Origin of the sequence: uncultured Merdimmobilis sp., assembly GCF_902471145.1 — a bacterium.
Taxonomy (GTDB): Bacteria; Bacillota; Clostridia; order Oscillospirales; family Ruminococcaceae; genus Merdimmobilis; species Merdimmobilis hominis.
On record NZ_CABRJC010000001.1, the window covers coordinates 224,033 to 246,285 of the forward strand.

At 56.4% G+C, this 22,253-nt stretch carries 20 protein-coding genes; 9 read left to right on the forward strand and 11 right to left on the reverse strand.

Going from position 1 to position 22,253, the window contains the following annotated elements:
* Nucleotides 1-177 precede the first annotated feature (177 nt).
* Nucleotides 178-1,176: a zinc ribbon domain-containing protein gene (locus tag RDQ42_RS01060; RefSeq protein ID WP_308588111.1), complete on the forward strand. Its 999-nt coding sequence runs from the start codon at nt 178-180 to the stop codon at nt 1,174-1,176.
* 642 nt (nt 1,177-1,818) lie between these two features.
* Here RDQ42_RS01060 and rpoD read toward each other — a convergent pair.
* From rpoD to RDQ42_RS01090, 6 genes are all read right to left on the reverse strand, one after another.
* Complete coding sequence (gene rpoD / locus RDQ42_RS01065) at nt 1,819-2,907, reverse strand: RNA polymerase sigma factor RpoD (protein ID WP_071428031.1); 1,089 nt, start codon at nt 2,905-2,907, stop codon at nt 1,819-1,821.
* An 11-nt stretch (nt 2,908-2,918) separates the two neighbouring features.
* Nucleotides 2,919-4,676, reverse strand: coding sequence for a DNA primase (dnaG, locus tag RDQ42_RS01070; RefSeq protein ID WP_071428029.1), 1,758 nt, complete (start codon nt 4,674-4,676; stop codon nt 2,919-2,921).
* A gap of 22 nt (nt 4,677-4,698) precedes the next feature.
* Nucleotides 4,699-5,694, reverse strand: a complete 996-nt coding sequence (locus RDQ42_RS01075) for a deoxyguanosinetriphosphate triphosphohydrolase (protein WP_231358185.1) — start codon at nt 5,692-5,694, stop codon at nt 4,699-4,701.
* Between the two features lie 183 nt (nt 5,695-5,877).
* A complete protein-coding gene (locus RDQ42_RS01080) occupies nt 5,878-6,510 on the reverse strand; it encodes a YigZ family protein (protein WP_054331804.1) in 633 nt (210 codons plus the stop codon).
* 82 nt (nt 6,511-6,592) lie between these two features.
* On the reverse strand, nt 6,593-6,796 hold the full coding sequence (gene rpmE / locus RDQ42_RS01085) for a 50S ribosomal protein L31 (RefSeq protein WP_074026324.1): 204 nt from the start codon (nt 6,794-6,796) through the stop codon (nt 6,593-6,595).
* Between the two features lie 114 nt (nt 6,797-6,910).
* Complete coding sequence (locus tag RDQ42_RS01090) at nt 6,911-8,662, reverse strand: phospho-sugar mutase (RefSeq protein ID WP_369949091.1); 1,752 nt, start codon at nt 8,660-8,662, stop codon at nt 6,911-6,913.
* A 445-nt stretch (nt 8,663-9,107) separates the two neighbouring features.
* Between RDQ42_RS01090 and RDQ42_RS01095 the strand changes: the two genes are divergently transcribed.
* The 4 genes from RDQ42_RS01095 (at nt 9,108) to RDQ42_RS01110 (ending at nt 11,700) form a co-directional block, all read left to right on the forward strand.
* On the forward strand, nt 9,108-10,625 hold the full coding sequence (locus RDQ42_RS01095; protein WP_308588115.1) for a YifB family Mg chelatase-like AAA ATPase: 1,518 nt from the start codon (nt 9,108-9,110) through the stop codon (nt 10,623-10,625).
* A gap of 138 nt (nt 10,626-10,763) precedes the next feature.
* The gene (locus tag RDQ42_RS01100; protein WP_308588144.1) at nt 10,764-11,336 is read left to right on the forward strand and encodes an amino acid racemase; all 573 of its coding nucleotides are present in this window, start codon (nt 10,764-10,766) and stop codon (nt 11,334-11,336) included.
* On the forward strand, nt 11,270-11,422 hold the full coding sequence (locus RDQ42_RS01105) for an aspartate/glutamate racemase family protein (protein ID WP_308588117.1): 153 nt from the start codon (nt 11,270-11,272) through the stop codon (nt 11,420-11,422). The genes RDQ42_RS01100 and RDQ42_RS01105 overlap by 67 nt, the downstream gene beginning before the upstream one ends.
* A gap of 62 nt (nt 11,423-11,484) precedes the next feature.
* A complete protein-coding gene (locus tag RDQ42_RS01110) occupies nt 11,485-11,700 on the forward strand; it encodes a DUF4177 domain-containing protein (protein ID WP_233424509.1) in 216 nt (71 codons plus the stop codon).
* Nucleotides 11,701-11,841: 141 nt separating this feature from the next.
* Here the strand turns inward: RDQ42_RS01110 and RDQ42_RS01115 are convergent, their stop codons facing one another.
* Nucleotides 11,842-12,492, reverse strand: a complete 651-nt coding sequence (locus RDQ42_RS01115; protein ID WP_308588119.1) for an HAD family hydrolase — start codon at nt 12,490-12,492, stop codon at nt 11,842-11,844.
* A gap of 69 nt (nt 12,493-12,561) precedes the next feature.
* Nucleotides 12,562-14,661: a sodium-translocating pyrophosphatase gene (locus RDQ42_RS01120; protein ID WP_054331802.1), complete on the reverse strand. Its 2,100-nt coding sequence runs from the start codon at nt 14,659-14,661 to the stop codon at nt 12,562-12,564.
* Between the two features lie 419 nt (nt 14,662-15,080).
* Between RDQ42_RS01120 and udk the strand changes: the two genes are divergently transcribed.
* Nucleotides 15,081-15,698, forward strand: a complete 618-nt coding sequence (udk, locus tag RDQ42_RS01125) for a uridine kinase (RefSeq protein WP_231358182.1) — start codon at nt 15,081-15,083, stop codon at nt 15,696-15,698.
* Between the two features lie 237 nt (nt 15,699-15,935).
* Complete coding sequence (locus RDQ42_RS01130; RefSeq protein WP_054331837.1) at nt 15,936-17,276, forward strand: APC family permease; 1,341 nt, start codon at nt 15,936-15,938, stop codon at nt 17,274-17,276.
* Nucleotides 17,277-17,321: 45 nt separating this feature from the next.
* On the opposite strand, the gene RDQ42_RS01135 is transcribed toward RDQ42_RS01130, so the two are convergent.
* From RDQ42_RS01135 to RDQ42_RS01145, 3 genes are all read right to left on the reverse strand, one after another.
* Entirely contained in the window at nt 17,322-19,211 is a 1,890-nt protein-coding gene (locus RDQ42_RS01135; RefSeq protein ID WP_308588121.1) for a DUF2207 domain-containing protein, read from the reverse strand.
* 80 nt (nt 19,212-19,291) lie between these two features.
* Nucleotides 19,292-19,843 (reverse strand): LemA family protein, encoded by a 552-nt coding sequence (locus tag RDQ42_RS01140; protein WP_054331836.1) that lies wholly within the window; start codon nt 19,841-19,843, stop codon nt 19,292-19,294.
* Between the two features lie 130 nt (nt 19,844-19,973).
* On the reverse strand, nt 19,974-20,207 hold the full coding sequence (locus RDQ42_RS01145) for a hypothetical protein (RefSeq protein WP_054331799.1): 234 nt from the start codon (nt 20,205-20,207) through the stop codon (nt 19,974-19,976).
* Between the two features lie 189 nt (nt 20,208-20,396).
* On the opposite strand from RDQ42_RS01145, the gene RDQ42_RS01150 reads away from it, so the two are divergent.
* Both RDQ42_RS01150 and RDQ42_RS01155 read left to right on the forward strand, forming a co-directional pair.
* Nucleotides 20,397-21,182, forward strand: a complete 786-nt coding sequence (locus tag RDQ42_RS01150) for a ZIP family metal transporter (protein WP_054331798.1) — start codon at nt 20,397-20,399, stop codon at nt 21,180-21,182.
* A 31-nt stretch (nt 21,183-21,213) separates the two neighbouring features.
* Nucleotides 21,214-22,044 (forward strand): MYG1 family protein, encoded by an 831-nt coding sequence (locus tag RDQ42_RS01155; protein ID WP_231358180.1) that lies wholly within the window; start codon nt 21,214-21,216, stop codon nt 22,042-22,044.
* Nucleotides 22,045-22,253: the final 209 nt, after the last annotated feature.

Here is a 22,253-nt window from a genome sequence, read left to right on the forward strand (position 1 = left end):
CGGTCGATTGACATTTGTGCCCCGAATCTTTAATATAAAAACAGAAGAAAAATTTGTCAAAACCCGTCGCGCCCCTACCGTTTATCTCCTCAGCTTTGGTCGTGGGCGGGGGATTTCCAGCGAAACCCAGCGCATTCTGTGTCTTTAAGAGTAATACCATCTGAAAGGGGAATGACCATGTTCTGTTCCCGGTGCGGGCGCACGCTGCCGCCCAACGCCAAGACCTGTCCCTTCTGCGGCTCCCCGGTGGACGATTCCCGCTATTGTCAGTTCTGCGATAAAACCACCCGTTATGACAGCAGCTCCGAGCCGGAGACTACCTGCCGCAGCTGCGGGGAGATATTGGGTGCCGGTTCGCTGGGCGGATATTGCCGCCACTGCCTCAAGGATCCCAAAACCTATCAAAAGGCCCAGGAGAGGGTACAGCTGCAAAAAAGCGCTGCTTCCCAGGCCAGAAGCAGCGACCAAGGGCGGGTGAAGACCACCCTGGAGCAGTTTAGCCAAGCGGCGGAACAGGTCCGGCCTAAGACATTTCGAAGCCGCACCACCTCTTCCTCTCGGGATGCTCGCGCAAAAAAGGGTAGTCCCCGGGGCTGTTTGGTGACTATCGTTTTTCTGCTGATCTTCTTTCCCATGCTGATCAGCATCATCCAGCTGGCGTTTGAATTTGTGGAAGACAGTTTTGACTCCCCTCGTCCGGAACCCGCCGTCCCTGAGCCGTCCTACAGTGCCCCGGCCTATGAGGATGCCCGCCCGGCTGGTTCCCCGCTGGATGACCCCGACTATCGGAAGCAGCAGGTCTATGATATTGTGGAGATGGACATCGCCTCCAACTTGGCTGTGTACGCCGACGCAGACGCCCAGTTCCTGTCCATCACCTTTGACGACGAGCTGTACTTTGAGGACTACGGGCAGTTGTGGTGCAGCGGGCTGATGGATTACAGCCTGGATGGTTCCTCCCTCTCTTCGGACTTCACCGCCTGTATCATGGTTTCGGAATACAGCTATTATGTGGTCTATTTGAGGCTGGATGATACAGAAATTACCGATCAGCGGGAGCTGCTGGACAGCTTTGGCTGTCTCACCCCCGAAGGGGCTGAGGTTTTGGGCGACTATGGTTATGAAGCTGGGGATCCTATCTACGACCTGGATGATCCCATCTATATCGTTTATTGATTCCTTGCCTCTTAGGGTTTCCAAACAACAAGGCGGCCATCCGTGGATGGCCGCCTTGTTTAAAAAACTAATTAATATATCGCCCAACTCATCCAGCAGGAAACTAGCGGCGATCTATTCTGTATTGAAACGGTCTAGGAGTATCCCGTCTGACACGATCCTCTTTTGGAATTCGCCTGCAACGAGCGCCCGAAGAACGCAAAGCCGGAGCTTGCCGAACAAATTGAAAATCCCGACAGCTATGATGTAATTTTCCTTAAGAATCAGTTTCTTGCTGATATGTTCCTAACAACCAGGTTTATCTTCTTTGATTTTGAACGACCGTTCCCTCTGTTTTTTGTGGAATATCTTGCCATTATAGGCCTATTTGTGTCCTTAGCACACTATGGAACCAGAGGATTCCAAAAGATGGCCGAATAGGGTTCTATTATAATCTGCAGGTTTCTCACCATCATTGCCAGCGGGAAAAATTGTCCAGATGGAGGGGCAAGCATCCCACAACTGCAGCACAATAAAACAAAAAGGGGTCATCCCAATTGGGATGACCCCTTTTTCTACTATAGCATGTATGGATTGTGCATTTCCTCCGGCCGGAATGTCCTGCCGGTATGTTGTTATTCCCATGAAAGAGGGGAAAATAGCTTAGTCCAGGAAGTCTTTCAGCTTTTTGGAGCGGCTGGGGTGGCGCAGCTTCCGCAGGGCTTTGGCCTCGATCTGGCGGATGCGCTCCCGGGTGACGTTAAACTCCTTGCCCACCTCTTCCAAGGTGCGGCTTCTGCCGTCCTCCAAGCCGAAGCGCAGCCGCAGCACCTTCTCCTCTCTAGGAGTCAAGGTCTGAAGCACTTCGCCCAGCTGTTCCCGCAGCAGGGTGTGGGAAGCGGCCTCTGCCGGGGCGGGGGCATCGTCATCAGGGATGAAGTCGCCCAAATGACTGTCCTCTTCCTCGCCGATAGGGGTCTCCAGAGAGACCGGCTCCTGGGCGACCCGCATGATCTCCCGCACCTTATCCACCGGCATGTCCAGTTCGTCGGCGATCTCCTCGGCGGTGGGTTCGTGGCCGTTTTTGTGGAGCAGCTGGCTGGATACCTTTTTCACCTTATTGATGGTCTCCACCATGTGGACTGGAATGCGGATTGTCCGGGCCTGGTCGGCGATAGCGCGGGTGATGGCCTGGCGAATCCACCAGGTGGCATAGGTGGAGAACTTAAAGCCCTTGGTGTGGTCGAACTTTTCCACCGCTTTGATCAGGCCCAAGTTGCCCTCCTGGATCAAATCCAGGAACTGCATCCCCCGGCCCACATACCGCTTGGCGATGCTGACCACCAGCCGCAGGTTTGCCTCCGAGAGGCGTTTGCGGGCGTAAGGATCCCCCTGGGCCATACGGGTGGCCAGGTCGATCTCTTCTTCTGGGGTCAAGAGCGGCACCCGGCCGATCTCTTTGAGGTAGACCTTGACTGGGTCGTCGATGCTGATACCCTCGGCGGAGAGAGAGACCTCCAGATCCTCGTTGTTCAGCATGGGTGTGGCGAACTCGGTGTCAATGGTCTGGGCGTAGTCCTCTACAATCTCAATATTCAAAGATTCCAGGGTGTCGTAGAGCTTATCCACCTGCTCCACGTCAAAATCCAGCTCCTCAAGAGCGTCGGTGATCTCCTTGGTGGTCAGCTTGCCTTTGGCCTTCCCCTGCTCCAGAAGATCGCGGATGACCTGCTTTTTGTCTTGTGTAGCCAAATTGATTCCCCCTATTTCTTGTTGGCCGCCAGGCTTTTGGCGTATTCCAGCCATTCCTCATTGGACATGCCTGCGACCTGATCCGGTGTTTTTACCGATTGGTATTCCAGTATAGTTTTCATGCAGTCCTCAGCTTCCTGCATCGTGTAGGCCACCCCTTCCGCCGATGCCAGCAGATAGGAGACCCGGGCCATCTGTTCCGGCTCCAACAAAGCGGAGAGGGACATCATCCCGATGTCCTGCCGGTTTTGCAGCCGCTGCCACAAAGCCTCAAACAGCTCCCGGTTTTTCTGGGTGACAAACTGCTCCGGCCGGATTTTGGCGGCGATGGCATCGTAGAAGTCCGGGTGCTTGAGCAGTGTGGTGATCAGCTTGTCCTCCGCCAAAGCGTAGCGGATGTTCCGGCTCCGCTCCAAATCCCGGGGCTGGCCGGCGGCTGATTCGCTGTAGGGGCGGATGTCCCGCCGGGCTTTTTTCTCTGCCGCCCCAGCCCGCCGCCGGCGCAGAGCTGCCACCTGGTCGGCCACCGCCTCCTTGGAGACCGAGAGCTCCTGGGCGGTGCGGATGATATAGACATCCCGCTCCACCGGGCTGTTTATGCCCGCCATCAGAGAGCAGAACTCCTTGAGGAAAGCCACTTTGCCGTCGGCGGTCTCCAGGTCAAACTTTTGCCGGAGCTTGGCAATTTCAAAATCCACCGCACCGGCACTCCCCTCCAGAAGGAGCTTAAACCGGGCGGGGCCGAATTTCTTGATGTATTCGTCGGGGTCCTTGGCGTCCGGGATGGAAAGCACCCGGATCTTTACCCCAGTCTCCTCAAACAGGCTGATAGCCCGCCGGGTAGCCTTCTGGCCGGCGCCGTCAGCGTCGTAGGCGATGATCACCTGGTTCACGTACTGGGAGATCAGCCGGGCCTGTTCCGCGGTCAGGCTGGTCCCCAGGGAGGCCACAGCGTTGTCAAACCCCGCTTGGTGGATGGAGATGACATCCATATACCCTTCGGCCAGAATCAAAGAGCCCTCTTTGGTGTTCTTGGCGATATTCATAGCAAAGAGGTTCCGGGTCTTTTTAAAGACCAACGTATCTGGGGAGTTGAGGTATTTGGGCCCGTCCCCCTCCAGCACACGGCCGCCAAAGCCGATGACGCTGCCCCGCAAATCGATAATAGGAAACATCACCCGGTCGCGGAACATATCGTAATAGCCCCCGTTTTTTCCCTTGCCCACCACCGCCGCGGCGGCCATTTCCTCAAAGGAATACCCCTTCCCCTTCAGGTGGTTTTTCAGGGAGTCAAAGGTGTTGGGGGCATATCCCAACCCAAATCGCTTGATGGTTTTATCCGAGAGGCCCCGGCCCCGCAGGTAAGCGATGGCCCGCCGGTCCGGCCCGTGGGCCAGCTGGTCGAAAAAGAAGCGGGCGCTCTCCCGGTTGATCTCCAATATCTTCGTCCGCAGAAGGGCGGTCCCATCGTCCCGCGCCTCCTCCGGCAGGGTCATCCCCGCCCGCTGGGCCAGGAAGCGCAGCGCCTCTACATACTCCAGGTTTTCAATCTTGCGGATGAAGGTGACCACGTCCCCCCCTGCCCCACAACCAAAGCAGTAAAAGGACTGGTTCTCTGGGTAGACGGTGAAAGAGGGCGTCTTCTCTGAATGGAAAGGGCAAAGCCCTTTCAAGTTCCGCCCGGTGCGTTTGAGGGGCACGTAAGAGGAGATGACCTGTTCGATGTCACTGCGGTATTTCAGTTCTTCAATAAAGCGTTCCGGAATCAAACCGCTCCCCCCTTTTTGGCGGTTAAATCCCCCAGGCCCGGGGGATCATCAGCTCCTCATACACCGCGACGGCATAGCGGTCGGTCATGCCGGAGATGTAGTCGCAGACCGCCCGGTCCAGGTCTTCCTGCTGGGCGATTTTCTGGTATTCCTCCGGCATTTTTTCCGGTGAGGAGGCAAAATAGCGATAGAGATAGCGCAACAGGGTTTGGGCTTTCCCCTCTTCCCCTTTGGCGCTGGGGTTGGTGTAGACTGCGTCGAACAAAAAGCGGTTGAGCTTGTTGTAGGCATCCTGCATCTCTTGCCCCAGGCGGATGTTGTCGCTGCTGTTTTCGATGATGGCGGTGATAAAGGTGGTAATCCGGTCAGATTTGGTCCTCCCCAACAGGTATTTCAAATCCCAGGGGATGTCGTCCTCCCGCAGGACACCGGCCCGCACCGCGTCCTCAATGTCATGGTTCATGTAGGCGATCTTGTCCGCATACCGGACAATCCGCCCCTCCAAGGTCTCAGCCTCCTTGCCGCTGGAATGGCAGGCGATGCCGTTTTTGACTTCCCAGGTCAGGTTGAGGCCCCGGCCGTCGTTCTCCAGCCGTTCCACCACCCGGACGCTCTGGGCGCTGTGGCGGTAGCCATGGGGGCAGATCTCATCCAGCACCTGTTCCCCGGCGTGGCCGAAAGGGGTGTGCCCCAGGTCGTGCCCCAGAGAGATGGCCTCGGTCAGATCCTCGTTGAGCCGCAGGGCCCGGGCGATGGTCCGGGCAATCTGGCTCACCTCCAAGGTATGGGTCAGGCGGGTGCGGTAATGGTCCCCCTCCGGGGAGAGAAACACCTGGGTCTTGTGCTTGAGACGCCGGAAGGATTTGCAGTGGATAATCCGGTCCCGGTCCCGCTGGAAATCGGTGCGGATGGGGCAAGGTTCGTCTGGCCGGACCCGGCCTTTGGTCTCAGAGGCCAGGGTGGCGAAGCTGGACAGGGTTTTCCGCTCCAGCTCCTCGGTCTGTTCCCGTATGGTCATAAAACGTCCCTCCTGTCAAAACCCAACGATGTAGGGGTAGAATCCTTAGATATATACTATATACCGTATCGATTTAAAAATTCCTGCCTGACGCCCAAAAATTCTTGAAAAACGGTGAATCAGCCTCAGTTCCCCACAAGGGGTCTGGATTCGACAATCCAAGGGGAAAAAAACACGCCCTCGTCACGGTGCGATGTGGGCGTATCGTTTTTCCAGCACATGGGGGAACACTTGGGCGCTGGTCAGTTCCTCCAAATCCTTGGCGAAGCGGGGCAGGTGTTCGTCCTTCATCAAAATGCGAAGGCGCACCGCCGCCCCAAAGTCGCTGTCCTCCACCACTGTTTCATAGCGGGGGAGTATGTAGGTGATCTTGCCATAGAGGGAGTAATCCATAGTCAGCTCCAGCACGGTGCAGGGTTGCATATTCAGGATGCCGGCGGCGTCCACCGCCAGCTTTGCGCCGTGGGAATAAGCCCGGACCAGGCCCCCTGCCCCCAGCAGCACCCCGCCAAAGTACCGGGTGACCACCACACAACAATCCACCAGCCCCTCTTTGAGCAGCACCTCCAGGACCGGCACGCCGCCGGTGCCCTGGGGCTCCCCGTCGTCGGAGTAGCGGCGGATCTGCCCCTCCCGCAGCACATAGGCATAGACGTTGTGGTTCGCCTCCCGGTGCCGTTCCTTCACCGACTGGATAAAGGCCACTGCTTCTTCCTCGGTGCTGACTGGCTGGATCGACCCGATAAACCGGGATTTTCGCTCCACAAATTCGTCGGTGCCAAAGCCGCGGATGGTCTTGTAACCGGACTGGGCCATGGGGGTTCCTCCATTCTATGAAAATTAGGGCGGTGCAAACTCGATCTGCACCGCCCCTATCCACTTGTTATCTCGATGCGAACTACTTGTCCAGACCGAAGCGTTTGTTGAAGCGATCAACGCGGCCGCCGGTATCGACCAGTTTCTGTCTGCCAGTGAAGAAAGGATGGCATTTGGAGCAAACCTCCACGCGGATATCCTTTTTGGTAGAGCAGGTCTCTATAACTTCACCACAAGCACAAGTGATTGTTGTAGGTCCATAGTTGGGATGAATACCTTTTTTCATGTAAAAGTCACCTCTTTCAAATCCATATGCCTTCTGCGCATATAACAGTAATATGTTAGCATAACCCCAAACAAAATGCAAGCCTTTTTTCTGGGAAATGTTGATAACCTGCCCTTACGCGCCCAAAAACTCCTTTGCCCAACCGGAAAGCTGCTGGTAAAAGTTTTCCACAGCCTGGCGGTCCTCCCCGGTGAGGGAGTAGTACACCTTGATTTTCGGCTCGGTGCCGGAAGGCCGGATGATCACCGATGAGCCTCCCTCCAGGCCGTACTCCAGCACATTGGATTTGGGAAGGCCGATCGTCTCCGCTTCGTCGCCGCACACCCGCTGAGAGGAGGCATAGTCCGCACGGGAAACCACCTTCTGCCCGGCGATCTCGGTGAGGGGCTCCTTGCGCAGGCCCTCCATAATGGCAGCCATCTTCTCCATGCCGTCGGACCCTTCAAAGGCGAAGCTGTCCACCGCGTTTTTGTAATAGCCCACCTCGGCATACAGGGCGTCAAGGGCGTCCACCAGGGTGCGGCCCTGGGATTTGTGCCAAGCGGTCATCTCGGCGATGAGCATCGATGCCACCACCGCATCCTTATCCCGCACATAGCTGCCCACCAGGTAGCCATAGCTCTCTTCGAATCCCAGGAGGAATCGGCCTTCCTCCCCCTTGGCTTCCAATTCGCCGATCAACTCGCCGATGTATTTGAACCCGGTGAGGACATTCCTTACCTCCACCCCGTATTTTGCCGCCACCGCATCCACCATGCTGGTGGTGACGATGGTTTTCACCATCAGGGGATGCTCTGGCATGGTGCCGTTTTCCTTCCGGCTGGAGGCGATGTAGTCCAGCAGGAGGACGCCCACCTGGTTGCCGGTGAGCATCACCATCTCCCCGTTGTGGCGCACCGCGATACCCACCCGGTCGCAGTCCGGGTCGGTGGCCAGCAGCAGGTCGGCCTGGAGTTCATCGGAGAGGTTGATGCCCAGCTGCAATGCCTCTTTTACCTCGGGATTGGGGTAGGGGCAGGTGGGGAAATCGCCGTCCGGGTGCTCCTGTTCCGGCACCACATATACATCCCGCATGCCGGTGCGGGCCAAAACCTCCCGCACCATCCGCAGCCCCGAGCCATTGAGAGGGGTATAGATGATCCGGATGGGGCACTGTTCCCCAATGCCGGGGTTGACCCGCTGTTCCATTACCTTTTCCAGGTAAGCCTCCTCGACCGACTGCTCAATGCAGCGGATGTTGCCTACATTGGTGGCCATGTCATAGGCGCCCCGCTTTACATCGTCAAACAGGTCGGTGCGGCGGATCTCCCGGGAGATCTCCTCAACCGCCTCCTCGGTGATCTGGCAGCCATCGGGGCCGTACACCTTGTACCCGTTGTACTGGGCGGGATTGTGGCTGGCGGTGATGTTGATCCCCGCGTGGCACCGGAAATAGCGAACGGCGAAGGAAAGGCAGGGGGTGGGCATGATATCTGGGTACAGCCAGACGGTGATGCCGTTGCCCACCAATACCTGGGAGGCATCCCGGGCAAATTCACGGGATTTGCGGCGGCTGTCATAGGCGATAGCCACAAAGGGGCGCTCATAATGGTTGTTGAGATAGTTGGCAAGGCCCTGGGTGGCCTGTCCCACCGTGTAGATATTCATCCGGTTGGAGCCGGCCCCCAGAATTCCTCGCAGGCCCGCCGTCCCAAAGGAGAGGGAGGTGTAAAACCGCTCGTAGATCTCTTTGTTCTTCTTTTCAATTTCGGCAAGCTCCTGGATAAGGTCTTTATCGTCGATTCGGTGGGAGCGCCACCGTTCGTATTCCCGTTTGATTTCCTCTGGAAGTTCCTCTTTGTGAAAAAGCTGTTTGATCTGGTCCATGAAACCCATATTGTACAAACCTCCTTTATATCTTTGTTTGTGGGCCCCCACGTACAATTCCCGCGCGCCGCTCGCTCTCCGCCTAAAGCTGCACCCACGCGACCGGCGTACCTTGCCGTTTGCCATGGTACAATAGCCACAGCTTCATTGTGGCTATTGTACCATGGCAAATCCTGTTTGGCAACGAATAACCGGAAATATCTTCCAAACTAGATTCGACGTTTTTCACCGATATTATGGTAAAACTATCTAATATTTTTTCAATATGTTTTCTTTTCTTAGAATTTATGCTACAATATTTGCAAAGAAATTATGGGGGAAGAACCCCTTCTGTCGCAATGCGGCAACAGGGTTTTTCCCGTTTGAGCTGACAGTATTATCTAAAATGCGGCGGCATGCCCCTTATGACGGGAAAGCCGCCCCATCCTAAAGGAGGAGATTCCCTGTGTTCTGCAGCACCAGAAGCATCGGACTTTTGGGTTTGGAGCCCTTTTTGATCTCGGCCGAGGCTGACCTTACCCGGGCGATCCCCTCCTTTGACATCGTCGGCTTGCCGGATGCGGCGGTCCGGGAGTCCCGGAACCGGATTCGTTCCGCCATAAAAAACAGCGGCTTCGATTTCCCGGAGCGGAAGGTGGTAGTCAACCTGGCTCCCGCCGGCACCAAAAAAGCCGGGGCTTCTCTGGATTTAGCCATCTGTGTGGCGCTGCTCCAGGCCGCCGGCCAGCTGGAAGGGGATTTCTCCTCCATGGCCTTTGTGGGGGAACTCTCCCTGGGCGGGGAGATCCGTCCGGTACACGGGGTACTCCCCATGGCCCTAGGGGCCAAACAGCTGGGGATCGCCTCCTTATTTGTCCCCTATGAAAACGGGGCCGAAGGAGCTGTTGTACAGGGAATCACTGTCTACCCAGTCAAAAACTTGGCCGAGCTAGCGGAACACCTGCGGGGAACCCACACCTTGTCCCCAGCACAGCCCCTTCCCGAAGGGGAACTCCCCTCAGGCCCTTTGCCAGATTTTGCAGAGGTCAAAGGCCAGCGGGCCGCCAAACGTGGGCTGGAGGTGGCTGCCGCAGGGGGACACAATCTCCTGATGATCGGCCCGCCTGGCACGGGGAAAAGCATGCTGGCCAAGCGTCTCCCCTCCATCCTGCCGCCCCTCTCCTATGAGGAGTCGGTGGAGGTGACCCAGGTCTATTCGGTTGGCGGCCTCCTCACCAGCGGAGGACTGCTGCGGCAAAGGCCCTTCCGGGCGCCCCACCACACCGTTTCGCCTGCCGGTCTCACCGGGGGAGGGTCCAGCCCCAAGCCCGGTGAAATCTCCCTGGCCCACCGCGGGGTGTTGTTTTTAGACGAGTTGCCCGAATTCTCCCGCCAAGCCATGGAGGCCCTGCGTCAGCCCCTTGAAGACGGGGTAGTGACTATTTCCCGGGCCAATGCCCGCATCACTTACCCCAGCCAAGTGATGCTGGTGGGGGCGATGAACCCCTGTCCCTGCGGGTACTACGGCCACCCGACCCGGCCCTGTACCTGCTCGCCGGCCGCAGTGACCCGGTATCTCTCCCGGGTGAGCGGCCCCCTGCTCAGCCGCATCGACCTGCACATTGAGGTACAGCCAGTGGAATACGAGGCCTTTTCCTCCCCCACCCCAGAGGAATCCTCCCGGGAGATCCAAAAGCGGGTGATAGCTGCCCGGGAATTCCAGCGGCTGCGGAACCCCTCCATCCTCTGCAACGCCCAGATTCCCCCTTCTCTCCTGAGGCAGAGCTGCCCGCTGGACGATGGGGCCGACCGCCTGTTAAAAGCCGCTTTTGAGCGGATGGGTCTCTCCGGGCGGGCCTATGAGCGGATTTTGAAAATGGCCCGCACCATCGCTGACCTGGATAGGAGCGAGGTCATCCGCGCTCCACACATCAGTGAGGCGGTGCAGTACCGCAGTTTGGACCGAAAATATTGGAACCGCTGACAGCCCTCCACCAAGAAGGGCCCTCAATGGAATGAAACTCCAAGCCGCCTCCTCATCCTCATTTTCGGGGGACCGCCGGCTAGAAATCTCAAAGGGGCCGTTGCCCCTCAAGGAGGAATATTTCTGTCAGAAAAAACCATCGACCTCTTCCGCCGGATTGTGGAGGAAACCCACGCCTCCAAGGAGGAGGAGCACATCCATATTCTGGTAGACTGCAACCCCAAAATGCCCAGCCGGCAGGAGGCCATCCTCTGCGGCGGGCCAAGTCCCGTCCCCGCCATGGTGGAGACCGCCCGCAACCTTCAGCAAGCCGGGGCAGACTGCATCATACTGGGGGCAAACACCGCTCACTATTTTCTGGATGAAGTGTCCGCCCAGGTTGATATCCCCTTCCTAGACATCCTGGAGGAAGCGGTGAAAGAACTGCTCCGCCAGGTGCCCCAGGCCAAACGGGTAGGGGTGCTAGCCACCTTCGCCGCTATGGAATCTGGGCTCTACCAGAGCTACTGCGCCCGCCGTGGGATAGAGGTCATCCCCTTGGATCCACTGTTCAGCAAGCCGTGCAAACTTCCATCTTCCACTTCAAATACCACGGCCTCCTGCCAGAGAACCGCCAGTCCATGGCGGACGCTGCCCACCGTCTGGTGGAACAAGGCGCAGAAGCTCTCCTTTTGGGCTGCACCGAAATTCCCCTCATCCTGTCAGGGGTAGATTTTCCCATCCCGGTCATCGACCCCAATGCAGCTATCGCCCGGGCGGCAGTCGCCTACGCCAAAGGCATCCCCTGCTCCGTCTAATGGCCGTCTTTGAGTTCCTAAATTGAAAAGGGAACACAGCAAAAGGGGCGGCAACTGCTCCGATGAAAACCTATACCTTTATGGAAACATTTGAATGCAATTCCTATCTCTATGACACGACGGGGTTTGGGGGAGGAAGCGTTGATGCTGCCCGTTTCCAGGACGAACTCAACCTCCTGGGCAGCGATGGATGGGAATTGGTGAGCAGCTTTTCCACCACCCAATCACAAGGCTCATCCAAAAGCATTGTCTGCATCTTCAAACGCAAACGAATTTGAAGACACAATATATACAAAAAGTATTTTTCTTTATCTAAAATCCAAATTACACAAAAAATAGCACTGCGGTTTTTGATTTGCCTTATGCTTTTGGGCTGGATGCCTCTTCCAAAGAAGCGCTGTCCTCCTCTCCCTTTTGGCCTAACGGAGCTTCTCCAGCAAACGGCTCAGTTCTTCCACCGATTGGACCACAAAATCCGCCCCGGCCGCTTCTAGCTCCCCGGGGGCGGCATAGCCATAACGCACCCCAATGGAAGCGACTCCATTGGCCTTTGCCCCCAGAATGTCATATTTACGGTCGCCTACCATGACTGTTTGATCTGGCCGGGCGCCCAACTGGTGCAGGGCTTCGGCAATAACCTCCTTTTTCTCCCCCCGGGAGTTGTCCGGCAGACTGCCTACCGCCACTTTAAAATAGGGCGCTAAGCTAAAGTGTTCTAGAATCTGCACGGCATAGGTCTCCAGCTTGGAGGTGGCCACCCCCAGAGTGAATCCGGACTGGACGAAACGGTCCAACATCTCCGGGATGCCGGGATAGACCTGGTTTTCATACAGGCCCTGGGTTCCAAACCGCTCCCGGTACTTGACCACGGCAGCCTGGGCAGTTGCTTCATCAAACCCGCACTCCTCCCGGAAAGAATCCAACAGAGGCGGGCCAATAAAACAGGCAAGGCTGTCCGGGTCCTCCACCTGGATGCCAAACTGGGCCAGGGCATATTGGACGCTGGTGGTGATGCCGACCTTGGGGTCGGTCAAAGTGCCATCCAGGTCGAACAAAATGTATTTTACCATTGAAAAATTCCTCCTTGTAATACAGAAGCACCCCCACCGAATCCGGTAGGGGTGCTAATTTTAGAACGATTACAGCAGGGATACACTGGCAAACACAGCCGCAAACACAATGGAGACGGTGGAAACCAGTTTAATCAGAATGTTGATGGCAGGACCAGAGGTGTCCTTGAAGGGATCGCCCACGGTGTCGCCGACAACAGCAGCTTTGTGGTTGTCGCTGCCTTTGCCGCCCAGGTTGCCAGCCTCAATGTGCTTCTTGGCGTTATCCCAAGCACCGCCGGCGTTGGACATCATAACAGCCAGGACAAAACCGGTGACAGTGCAGCCGGCCAGCATGCCAGCCACGCCGTTGACACCCAGGATCAAGCCCACCACGATGGGAACCACCACAGACAGGATTGCCGGAGGAATCATCTCTTTCTGAGCGGATCTGGTGCACATGTCCACACAGGTGGCGTAGTCCGGTTCCGCAGTGCCTTCCATCAGGCCCTTGATCTCCCGGAACTGACGGCGAACCTCGGTGACGATGCTCATAGCGGCACGGTTAACCGAGCTCATGGTCATAGCGGCAAACACGAAGGGGATCATACCGCCGACAAACAGACCGATCAAAACGGTGGGGTTGATGATCCGCAGGTCGAACGCATTGGCATCAACCAGCTCAACCTGCTGGATGAAGGAAGCGATCAAGGCCAGGGCAGTCAGCGCGGCAGAACCGATGGCAAAGCCTTTACCGGTAGCTGCGGTGGTGTTGCCCAGGGAGTCCAGAGCATCGGTTCTCTTGCGGACGTCTTCGCCCAAGCCAGCCATCTCGGCGATACCGCCGGCGTTGTCAGCCACAGGGCCGTAAGCATCGGTAGCCAGGGTGATGCCCAGAGTGGACAGCATGCCCACTGCGGACAGGCCAACGCCGAACAAGCCGGTGTTGAAATCCACAGGACCGCCGGTGAGGATACCACCGGCCAGATAGTAGCTGACCAAAACGGAGATACCAACGATGACCACAGGGATGGCGGTGGACATCATACCCAGGGACAGACCGCTGATGATGACAGTGGCAGGGCCGGTCTCAGAGGAGGCGGCCAACACCTGGGTGGGTTTGTAGGTATCAGAGGTGTAGTACTCGGTGAAGTAACCGATCAGGATGCCAGCCAGCAGACCAGAGAGGATGGCGAAATACAGGCCAATCTGCTCCATGCCGAAGGCATATTGGATCAAGAAGAAGCTGCACACAGCAACCAGCACAGAGCTGATGTAGGTGCCTTTGCGCAAAGATTTGAGCAGATCCATCTGAGTGGCGTCCTCTTTGGTTTTGACAAAGAAGGTGCCGATGATGGAGGCAAACACGCCGATGGCAGCCAGGGCCATGGGCACAGCCATACCGGTCAGGCCAAAGCCAGCGGTGACAGCCAGGGCACAAGCGGACAGGCGAGCGCCTGCATAGGATTCAAACAGGTCGGCGCCCATACCAGCGACGTCGCCCACGTTGTCGCCCACGTTGTCGGCGATGACGGCGGGGTTACGGGGGTCATCCTCAGGGATGCCTGCCTCAACTTTACCCACCAGGTCAGCGCCTACGTCAGCGGCCTTGGTAAAGATACCGCCGCCCACTCTGGCGAACAGAGCCATAGCGGAAGCGCCCATACCGAAGGTCAACATAGCGGAGGAGATCTGAACTGCCTGCTCTGCTGCTGGCAAGTTCGAATAATAGAACTTCAGGATGTAGTACCAGATGGACATATCCAGAAGGCCCAGGCCAACAACCGAGAAGCCCATGACTGCGCCGGCGGAGAAGGCCACTTTCAGGCCCTTGTTCAGGCTATGCTCCGCAGCGTAAGCGGTTCTGGCGTTGGCGGATGTGGCAATGTTCATGCCGAAGTAGCCGGACAGCGCGGAGAATACACCACTGCTGACAAAAGCCACGGGGACAAACATGTTCACATAACCCAAGAAGCTCAGGCCCATCAATACGACAAACATGATCGCGAAAAATACGGCGACACCTTTGTACTGGCGTTTGAGATATGCCATTGCGCCACTTCTGATGGATGCGGCAATCTTCTGCATCTCGGGGGTGCCTTCGCTCTCGGATGTTACCTTTTTGGACAGCGAGAACGCGAAGAGCAGCGCCGCGACTGCGCCGATCGGTGCCAGGATCATCAAATCCATTTCTTCCACTCCTATTCATACTTACGTTTTTGTTCATGTTCCACGCAACAGCTATGATAACACACTTTGCCTCCAAAGTCTGTTCACAGAAGCGACAAACATTCCACAAAAATCTGTAACTATTTTATGGCATATTTACCTGTTTGTCAACAAACAACGGCAAAAATTAGCCCTGTTTTTTCTAGTTTTGCCATAAAATAGTGGAATATACAGAAATCGCCGCAGGATTGCTCGCGCCAATTGGTCATTTTTTTATCCTTTTGGCAGTCCAATAAGAAGAAAACCGTCGGCACGTGTCAATTGATTCACAACCAAACCTTCCCCCACTCCCCTCTTTGTGCTATAATAAAGAAAATATATGGGGGACAAACCCAGGGCCAAATCCCTCAAATTTTTTGCCCATATGGAGGAGGTTTTTTATGAAACAGCCCATCATCATCGGCATTGCCGGCGGAACCGGCTCCGGCAAGACCACCTTGGCCCGCAAGCTCAAGGAAGCCTTCCAAGAGGATGTCACCATCCTGTGCCATGATTATTATTATAAATGCAATGACCATCTCCCCTTCTCCCAGCGGGTCACCCTCAACTACGACCACCCCAACGCCTTTGACACCGATTTGATGGTGGACGACCTGAAAAAGCTCAAACAGGGCATTGGTATCGACCACCCAATCTATGACTTTATCCAGCACACCCGCAGGCCGGAGACGGTGCACGTCGATCCCACCCCGGTGATCATTGTGGAGGGGATTTTGATTTTTGAAAACAAAGCCCTCACCGATTTGATAGATATCAAGGTGTTTGTGGACACCGACGCCGACGTCCGCCTGATCCGGCGGCTGCTGCGGGATGTCAAGGAACGGGGCCGGGATCTGGATTCGGTAGTCAACCAGTATCTGGCCACCGTCAAGCCGATGCACGAACAGTTTGTGGAACCCAGCAAGCGCAATGTGGATATCATCATCCCTGAAGGAGGCCACAACCGGGTGGCCATCGGCATGCTGCTGGAGCAGATCAGTTCCTTTTTGCAGCAGTGATGACCCGTGTTGACCTTAAAAAGTCCGCCCAGACAGGCGGGCTTTTTTGTATTCCCAAGCCTTTTTTCTCTGGCAATCGGCTGGGGGATGGAAAATATTTCACGGATTTTCCTCTCTATATCCCTTTTTATTCTGTTATCCTTTACAAAAACCTTTTCAGAGGCGGATTTGTTCTTGACTCCCTTGCTTTTATACTTTAATATGTTAAATAATATGACCGCCAAAGGAGGTATCCCCATGAAACAGAAAAAATACGGCTTGCCAACGGCCATCACCATGATCGTCGGCATTGTTATCGGCTCCGGCATCTTTTTTAAAAGCGACAATATCCTCGTCTACACCGGGGGCAACGTCGCCATTGGCATCCTGGTCTTCTCCCTAGCGGCCATCAGCATCATCTTTGGCGGGGTAGCCGTCGGAGAGCTGGCCGCCCGCACCGACGAGCCCGGGGGCCTGGTCACCTATGCCCAGCAGTTCTGCTCGGACCGCGCCGCCTGCGGTTTTGGCTGGTTCCAGCTGTTTTTGTACTGCCCTTCCCTGGTCTGTGTAGTCTCCTGGGTAGGCGCGCTTTACACCTTTATGCTATTCGGGGTAGAATCCACCCTGCTTCAGCAGGTCCTGCTGGGGTGCGGCTACATTCTTCTTTTCTTCTCCCTGAATATTATCTCCGCTAAGCTGGGGGGATATTTTCAAAATCTTGCCACCATCATCAAGCTTCTCCCCCTTATGCTCATCGCCGGGGTCGGCCTTCTGTTCGGCGACCCTCTGCCTATGATGGGGGAATCCCTTTCCACCGCCGCTTCGGTCTCCCCAGGTTGGATTGCCGCAGTGGGCCCTATCGCCTTCGCCTTTGACGGCTGGATCATCTCCACATCGGTGGCCCACGAGATCAAAGATTCCAAGCGGAACCTTCCCCTTGCGCTGATCATCTCCCCGCTGTTTATCCTGCTGGCATACATCTTGTATTTTGTGGGGATCTCCGCCCTGGTGGGGCCGGAGCAGGTCATGGCCATGGGGGACGCCCATGTGGACTATGCCGCCAACCTCCTCTTCGGCCCGTCGGGCGCTAAGATTCTGTTGGTATTCATCGTGGTCTCGGTGTTGGGCACAGTCAACGGCCTGGTACTTGGCCTGATCCGGATGCCCCATGCCCTGGCCATCCGGGGAATGCTCCCCGCTTCCCACCTGTTTTCCTCAATCCACAGCAAACTGGGGGTATCCCTCCCCTCCGCCCTTTTCTCCTTCGCTCTTTCCCTGTGCTGGATGGTGATCCATTATTTCACCCAGCGCTACGGCCTTCTCCCCAATTCGGATATTTCGGAAATTTCCATCACTATTTTGTACGGCGGCTATTTGGTCCTTTACTGGAAGGTGATCCAGCTGGCGCGCCAGGGAGAGATCCAAAGCCCCCTTCGGGGATATGTCGTCCCTCTGCTGGCCTCGGTAGGTTCCCTATTTATCCTGTGGGGCGGGATGCAGAACCCCCTGTTCCCGCTGTACGCCCTCACCTGTGCTGGTGTGCTGTTTCTTTCCCAGTGGTATTACCGCCGGGCTTTTTCTTCCCCAAAAGAAAGCTAAAAAATCCCCCCTGTTAATACAGGGGGGATTTTTTTGTATCTTCTTTTACCAGCTCCTTCCACCGCCTCCGCCGTGGCCGCCGCCGGAGAAGCCGCCGCTTCTTCCGGATCTCCCGCTACCCCGGTTGGATGATCGGGCAGAAGGCGGTGGCGGGGGAACAGAGGTCATGGCATGGGCCATAGAACGGGTGCAGCGGTTCAGCCGCCGAACCATCCACATGGTGGTGTAAACCGAATGGGGGTCGCTGCTGACATACCAGGTCGGCGGCGGCACCGCGATAGATTCAAACTGTTTGGCCCACTTGTCAGTGAGGCCCAACACATAGGCAAAGGGCAGGACGCTGTAAAAATACTCCGGGTTTTCCTCCACCAGGGTGTTGATCCGGTCCAGCTCCGCCGTTTCGATAAATTCCCGCAGGCCCAGAATCTTCTCGGTCCAAGCCTGGCCCTGGGGGGTGTGTTTCTTCATGACCACGGCCAGCAGTGCCAGCAGGACACTGGCCCCAATGCATAGGAGGGTGGCCGCCGGCATACTCACAATATAAACCCCATAGCACATCAAAAACAGGAGGGACACCCCGCACAGCACACAAGAGCCGCCGAAAAGCCCCAGCCGCTTCCCAGAGGATTGGCTGTTCCAGCGGTCATAAGTGACCATCATCAGAATAAGGGAGATCAGGAAGAGCACAGCAAACAACGCAACCGGCACAAACCATAGCTCGCTGACAACCTTTATGTAGGAGCCTAAAAGAGCTAGGGCGGCGATGGGGACAATAGCGATCAGAGAGGCAAGTACCCGCGCCACCAGGGAACTCCCAGTGAAGATGCGCCGGCTCTTGGAAGACTGGAAGTAGTCCTTTAGCTGGGTCTTGGCGCTCTCTAAAGTGGAGTGGAACTTCTCCTCCAGCTCTTTGTCGCTCACCGAATCTCGGCTGTGAAAAAGGCCCTGGAACAGGATGTTTTCATAGGATTTGGCATCCATGGGGAGCTCCTGTAGTTTGTAGAGCACAAACCCCGGGTCAGTCTCCTCAATTTTCAGGTAGCCCTTGCTGGCCCAGTAGATGATGAGGGAGATCAAATCCTCATTGTCAGAATAGCCGTCGATGATATACCCTACATCGGCGCTGGTCAGCCCTTCTGGAGGGTAGAACTCGACGGTGGGGACCAGCTTTTCATCCCGTCCCAGCTTAAACCAGAGGAAGATCCCCGCCGCCCCCGCCGCCAGGGTGATGGCGTAAAGGAGGACCACCAGGCCCAGGTCAGTGCGCACCCCCACAAAGTAGCCGTCGGGCAGGTTGACCCGCAGGGTGATCCCCTCGCCGGGGGAAAGGGAGCGGGTCAACTGGCCGGAAATGGTGTTGCCGCTGACCGACCAATCCACCAAACCGGTATCCACCCCTCCGTACCGGCCTCCGGTGAATTCCACCTTTTGGGTATCAAAGGACTTGGGCAAGGTGACGGTGAAGGCCCCCGCTGCGATGGGGGCATCCCAATCATCGGGGATCAGGTTGTAATACACCTCGTCCAGGACGGAGGTCCCATCCTCCCCGGGGTCGTAGGAATAAGAGATGCGGTAGCTCTGGTCGCCGGTGACGTACCGGTTGGGATCGCCGATTTGAATGACAAAATTGCCGTCCTCTTTGTAGGTGGTGAAGGGGGCGCCTTCCACATTGACATCGGTGATTTTGGCCCGGTAGCTGTGTTGGAGCAGTTTCCCTTCAATCTCCCGGCCAATGGCCCCCCGGTAGGTGATATACCGCAGGATTCCACGGCGGGACTGGTTGTAATGGACGTTCAGCTCCTCAGTGACGTGGTAGACATTGTCCTCCCCCACCTGGATGGAGACGTTGTATTGGTCAATTTCATAGGCGTAGCGGCTGGAGGTTCGGCTCGGGCGGCCGCTCACTGCAAAACCGGAACAAGTGAATAAAAACACCAGCGCCGCCGCCAGCAGGAATGCGGACAATCGTTTGTGTTTGATGGGGTTCGCCTCCTTTTTTCTTCAGGTTTGGGGGCTTAGAACTGCACCCGGACGTTCTCCCGCTCCGAGGGGTCGTTGACCTCAAACATCGAGCGGCGGTTGAAGTGGAAGGCAGAGGCGATCAAATTGCTGGGGAACATCTCAATCTTGCTGTTATACTGCCGCACCACTGCGTTGTAATATTTGCGGGAGGAGGCGATTTCATCCTCCAAATGGGCCAGCTGATTCCGCAGGTCGGCAAATCCGGTATCCGCTTTCAGCTGGGGATATGCCTCGCTGACGGCAAACAAGGACCGAAGGGTGCCCTGGAGCATATTCTCCCCCTTGATCCGATCCTCGGTGGAAGAGGCGTTCATCGCCATATTCCGGGCGGCGATAACCCCTTCCAAGGTCTTGGACTCATGGGCGGCATATGCCTTCACCGTCTCCACCAGGTTGGGGATCATGTCGTACCGTTTTTTCAGGTAGACGTCCATGGTGGAGAAGGACTCCTCACATTTGTTTTTCAGCTTGACCAAGCCGTTGTAGGCGGCGATGATCCAAACTACCAGGGCGATGAGCACGATCAATAGAATCCATTTAACCATTGTTTTTTCCTCCAAATATAAGGTAAGCACTGCGGCCCTCCAGAAGGAGTTTTTGCCTCAGCCGCTGCATGTCCAGTGCCATATGAGTATTATATCATATTTTTGTGGGAGAATCCAAAGCGAAATCCCCTCAATTTGCCCCCTTTGGACAGGGATTGGTGGAATTGCCCCCGTTGGCGGCCTGCACTTGCTGCTGCACCTCCAATTGCGCCCTGCGGCCCGCTATGGTGAGGATGACATCTGCCGCCACCGTCAATACATTGCCTAGGTTGTTCAGCTCCTCCGCCGACTTGCCGCCGGAGGAGAGGGAAACCCCCAGCAAAAATCCAAGTGCGCTCAATTCTTCCCCTGTCAAAGGATGCATCCCGTCCCCTCCCCTCCTAAAATGCCTATGCAAAGGTTGATGGGTGAGAACCGGCCAACTAAAATTTCCCCCTTCTCCCGTCAACGCCAGGAAAGTCCCCGCACCAATCCAAAATATTTCCGCCTTTACAAATATACTCATAAAGTATATAATTGATCCATATGGAATCAATGAAACGAGGTGCATGGTATGGGATATTCCCTTTGGCTCGCTTTTTTAGGCACCGGCTTCTCCTTTTTGGGGACAACGGCTGGCTCCGCTATGGTATATCTGTTCCGGGATGATATGGACGCCCGCGTTCACCGGGTCTTCCTGGGTTTTGCCTCCGGCGTGATGATCGCGGCTTCCTTTTGGTCGCTGCTTCTCCCTGCCCTAGATATGGCCGGGGACGGTCTCTCCGCTCTGATTCCCGTCGCCGGCGGGTTCGCTGCCGGAGGGATTTTCCTCTACCTTCTGGATCAATTGATGCCCCACCTCCACGCAGGGGCCGACTGCCCGGAGGGCAAACCCTGTTCCCTGGGCCGCTCCACCTTGCTGGTTCTGGCGGTAACCCTCCACAACATCCCCGAAGGCATGGCGGTGGGCCTCTCCTTCGCCCTGGCAGCCGCAGGGGATTCCACCGTCACCATGGCAGGGTCCATCGCCTTGGCCATTGGCATGGCGCTGCAAAATTTCCCAGAAGGGGCGGCTATCTCCCTTCCCTTGCGCCGGGAGGGCATGAGCCGGCACAAGGCCTTTTTATATGGGGCTGCCTCCGGTGCAGTGGAGCCAGTCGCTGGGATTATCGGCGTGGTGCTGGCCTTTACGGTGGTCCACGTCATGCCGTTTATGCTCTCCTTTGCCGCCGGCGCCATGATCTATGTAGTGATCGACGAACTGGTCCCGGAAGCCTACAACGAACACAGCAACGCCGGAACTTTAGCCGCCTTAGCCGGATTCCTGTTGATGATGGTGCTGGATGTAGCCCTGGGCTAAACTTGACAGTGAGAAAGAAGGAGCGTTATCTATGGATAAAACAATGATCCCGGCGCGTGGGCTGACCCACAGTGGAAAATTTCACGCCGATGACGTGTTTTCCACCGCCCTGCTGGAACTCCTGAACCCGGAATTCCAGGTGGAGCGCGTTCTGGAGGTGCCGGCAGACTTCGATGGCATTGTCTATGATATTGGCGGCGGAGCCTTTGATCACCACCAAACCGGTGCCCCCGTGCGGGAGAATGGGGTTCCCTATGCGGCTTTTGGCCTTCTGTGGCGGGAATATGGCCCCTCCCTGGTGGGGGAGGAAGAAGCCCTTCGGCTGGATGAAAATTGGATTCAACCCCTGGACTTGGAAGACAACACCGGCTGCGGCCATCCCTTAGCCGAGGCCATTGGGGGATTTAACCCCCTGTGGGACTCCCCGGATACACCGGGCGATCGATTCCCCTCTGCTGTGGCCTTTGCCAAGGTGATTTTGCAGCACAAATTGGAGGAGATTTGGGGTATCCAGCGGGCGAAATCCCTTGTGGAGGAAGCCCTTAGCTCTATGGAGGATCGAATTGTCCTCCTGCCCCGGTTTGCCCCGTGGAAAATGAGCCTCCCCAAAAGCGAGGCCCTCTTTGTGGTGTACCCCTCCCAGCGCGGCGGATACAGCGCCCAAGGGGTCCCCGACCCGGAGAGCGGGGAATTGAAATGCCCTTTTCCCCTGGCATGGGCAGGCAAGCGGGACAATGAATTGGCAAAACTCGCTGGACTTTCCACTTTGCGGTTTTGCCACAATAGCCGGTTTTTAATCGCAGCGGATTCCCTAGAGGATGCCCTTGCCGCCTGCCGGATTGCCCAGCGCACAAATGCATAACCGTTTATCCGGAGGGGTGTATCCCCTCCTTTTTTCTGTTTCTTCAGTCGAATTACAAGCGGTAAACTTAAGATTTTATGAACTTCCCGCCCAACCCCTTGAGGTTTGTTCCTTTCATGGTACAATAGTCACAGCAAGGCTGTGCCATTCGAAGAATTGCTTACAGGGCGCAGCCCTGTGCGGCAAGCCGCACCGCAATCCTTACAGCT